At 32.7% G+C, this 3,660-nt stretch carries 3 protein-coding genes; 2 read left to right on the top strand and 1 reads right to left on the bottom strand.

Annotation, left to right across the window (positions count from 1 at the left end; translation table 11 throughout):
• The coding region (locus B2X73_RS05175) for a hypothetical protein (RefSeq protein ID WP_291095897.1) at positions 1 to 351 on the top strand (351 nt) is incomplete at its 5' end.
• Between the two features lie 292 nt (positions 352 to 643).
• Here B2X73_RS05175 and B2X73_RS05180 read toward each other — a convergent pair.
• Positions 644 to 2,191 carry a hypothetical protein gene (locus B2X73_RS05180; protein ID WP_291095899.1) on the bottom strand — a complete coding sequence of 516 codons (1,548 nt, stop codon included), beginning with the start codon at positions 2,189 to 2,191 and terminating at the stop codon, positions 644 to 646.
• 420 nt (positions 2,192 to 2,611) lie between these two features.
• Here B2X73_RS05180 and B2X73_RS05185 point away from each other — a divergent pair, with 420 nt between their 5' ends.
• Positions 2,612 to 3,433: a hypothetical protein gene (locus tag B2X73_RS05185; RefSeq protein WP_291095901.1), complete on the top strand. Its 822-nt coding sequence runs from the start codon at positions 2,612 to 2,614 to the stop codon at positions 3,431 to 3,433.
• Positions 3,434 to 3,660: the final 227 nt, after the last annotated feature.

Raw genomic sequence — 3,660 nt, forward strand, 5'->3', positions numbered from 1 at the left:
ACAGGTAGATCAATTTATCTAAATAATGGTACTAAAGGCAATCAGCTACTTTTTAATACCATACAGAATGATGACTCTACCAAGCGGATTAAATATGGAATTGAAGATTACCCCGGTGCCTCAGAAAACATTATTGCATGGAATTCGATTGACGAAAGTTATTATAGTAAAGTCCGGAATCTAGCTGCTAATAAATTTATCCTCGACTATGTTACTGATGCAGTTGACGATATTTCGATCCCGGATGCAAGTGATACAGCGAGCAATTTAACGTTGACTAATGCGACCAAGGCGAAAGTCAATGAAATTCTGAGTCAATTAAAAATAACGGGTTATATAGATCGATCATAATTTGCGTGGGACAGACCTAGCTTCTGGATTTAGTTCTGGTTTGATCAACGTTTTCTCCGAAATGACCAATAACTATTTCAGCTAACATACCTATCTTTATAGAAAGAAAATACACTCGTTGGTTACAGCTAATCGGATTAACAAATAGCCAAATTGCTTCCCTCTGCCGGTTAGAGGGAAGCTTTTTTAATTTCTCCATTTGCAGGATTTAGTTATCGCCTGTAAGGTTAAGTGTATTTTGATCTTGTAATCGAAAATTCAGCTTATTGCAAGGAGGCATATTTATAGCGATTTATTTGTCTTTTTTGTTTGGTATCGTAGGTAAGCTAACAGAAAGATTAAAGCCAAATACCACATTATCCTTCCAGAATTTATATTTGCTACTTTCAAAAAGTTTTTGAAGTTTACATATTGGTTGTATAGTTAGAGGTACCCCGTCCTTAACTTCAACGGGTATAAAGACCCCAATTCTCATACCTACATTATCATTGTTAATATCATTGAATCCTACTTTTGGCGTTAATTCAATACCAATGTTAGTTTTTGACCAAAAATGAATTATTGTTAGTTGCATGTTGGCTGAAAATTTATGTGGTGCAATATTTTCATATACTTCTGTAGAAAAGTTTTCTTTAGAAAGGTTTACAGATCCGATCGGATAAGGAGAGGAGGATTCCAACGTAATCATTCCATCCGGATCATATTGGCGCGCGTTGGAAGCATTTGCAGTGATTGAGTAATAGCGTCTATTTAAATTTTCGTTATTCACTCTAAGGTAGTTATAAGCGATCTTCCCACTAAAATATTTATCGTTTTCTGTTTTCTTGTAGTTTCTTTCTGCTGCACCAGCACTGGTGTCTAATATTGAATAAGGACTTATGTTATAATTTCCTGAGACTGTAAACCAATGATAGGAGATTTCATTCCACTTCGCTTTCATCTGTATAGAATCAATATCTTTTAAAAGTAGTCTCTTTCTATAATTGTTTGCAGCCTCTTTTTTTTCGCTAGTCCAATTTAGAATATTTGAGTCAATCTTCGCTTCTAACTTTGTAAAGTAATTTTCAGTTTTAAATTCATTTTTAACCCTTTTCAGAAAATCATCTTTTAAAATCCCCAGCTTTATTAGATCGTTAGCATTTTTCTCAAAATCCTTAGCCCCTTGAAAGACTTTGTCATCAAATACTTCCTGTTGCCAGCTCTTCTTATAACTATCAAAGTTGGTTTTTAGCAAAGAGAACTTTTCCTGAACTTTTTTAACTTGTTCCTCGTAAGCAGATTGCTGGATAGTATCAGATTTTGAATTTTTAAATGCTTTATTGATATACGGTACTATTTCCGGAAGGAGCATAGATTTGTTCCTCTTGTCAAAAAAACCGGAGCTGTTCAAGAAATAATTTAGATTAAAACCTCCTGTTATGGATTGGCTATATTTTCCGTCTTTAAATATATTGATGAATTTTTCTTTTCCTTTACCGCTTATTGTAAGCTGAGGATTTAGTTTTCCAAATTTTCCAAAACTAATATTTGCAGTTGCCCCTTCATCGTCAATCGATAATGACGTTGCAAAGGATTTACCAGCTTCTATTTGAGAACCACTTAAAGCTTTTTGGTTATCACTAATTAGAGAGTCCAATAAATATCCTGCGACAAAATAACTGTACTTGTCAGATTTTTTCTTAGATCCATTATTTGCTATAATCCGGTTATTATAACTGGTATCCACCAACTGGCGAACTTCACGAATCTTTACATCGAAATCCTGTTGTGAATACGAAATAAAAGGGAACGCAAAAATTACCCCGAAAAGGGCCAGAGTTAAAAAAATAGGTTTTTTCATGGTTTGAAAATTTTTAAGTTAATAAAAGTGTTAGGATATGGCCAATCCTCATTTAAATATAGTTAAATATACAGTGTGATTTACCTAGAATTGGATAATTTAATGTGCTTGAGTTCTAATGGAGTTGGTTTTTCAGAAATGATTGTTATTTGGCCATTCATCGAAGGAGATCTTTCACACTTATCCAGGTACATTTGTAAATTTCAAGACATTGAGCATTCAATATAGTTGGTGCGGCATAAGCATGTATTGATTCAGTTTAAACTGATTAAAAAGTTTCACTTGCAATAGATGGTATGGGATTTATATGAAAAAGCAGATGAACTTATCTTAAAAAAAGCATAATTAATTAACTTTGTGTGTTGCAGGTGTATTCTCGGACATTATTAATCTTATAAACAAACTAACCTAAATTTGATAATGACAAAAGAAAAAGAATTCGATGATATAAAAACTGAATATTTTAATAAATGTACTTACCTAGGTATCGCTGGTAAGGGAAAGTACATTAGGCAATTCTATTGGAATAATTTTATTTTATCTCTCTTTTTGTTGATGATCATTATCACATGGGGCATGACGAGATATTATTACAATAAAGAAGTTTTGATTTGTTCCTCCTTAATAGCATTACTTGGAATATCGGTCTCATTTTCTTTAGCGTTTGTTTACGGAAAATATTTAGATAAAAGATATAAGCAAAATTTACAGTCTTTATATCATGGGAAATTATCGGAAGAATTGAAAGTCGCGATTCTCAAATCCTATATCCTCATGCTAAAAGGTTCAATATCGTCGACATTTATTGGACAATACAGAAGGATATGTCGTGATAAAATCGATCAGAGGAAGCAGAGGGTTGATATTTGGATAACATCTTTTGTGGCAGTTGTGCTATCTCTGATTTTAGGAGCTTTTTTTTCTATGATTATGAGCCCTAATAATTCGACTGCAAAGGTTCAACCTTTACTAGTCATATCAGACCCCGTGGAACTTTTCCTTTATGGTGTTTGTGTATTATATTTGATAACATATTTCCAAATAAAATTTGTTACGGAGAAATTTGGTTCCCAATCCACCTATAGAGATTTTGAAGAGTCCTTAATAGCTTTGGAACATGAAACTGAAGAAGTTGAACGTGATATTTATTATGAAAAATTAATAGACAAAATTATTCGCCAGGTAAAAGGCGATAGAGATAAAAAAAGTTTCTTTTCAAATGTGATAGATTTTTTTAAATAGTTTTAAAGCTAAATTATATTCGTCTCTATTATAATCTTTTTACCATTACTCTTTAAATAGATAATTTATATACGACCAATCCGACGGAATGCACCGTAAGATACGAAAAATCATTAAGTTTAAAGGAGCTTTCAGCTCTGAACAAGCGCTAAAGAAATTGATGTATCTGATCATAGAAGATATCGCAAAAAAATGGACGATGCCAATGCATAACTGGGGCTTGACCA

This window comes from Empedobacter sp. UBA7252, assembly GCF_002472765.1.
GTDB classification, from domain to species: Bacteria; Bacteroidota; Bacteroidia; order Flavobacteriales; family Weeksellaceae; genus Empedobacter; species Empedobacter falsenii_B.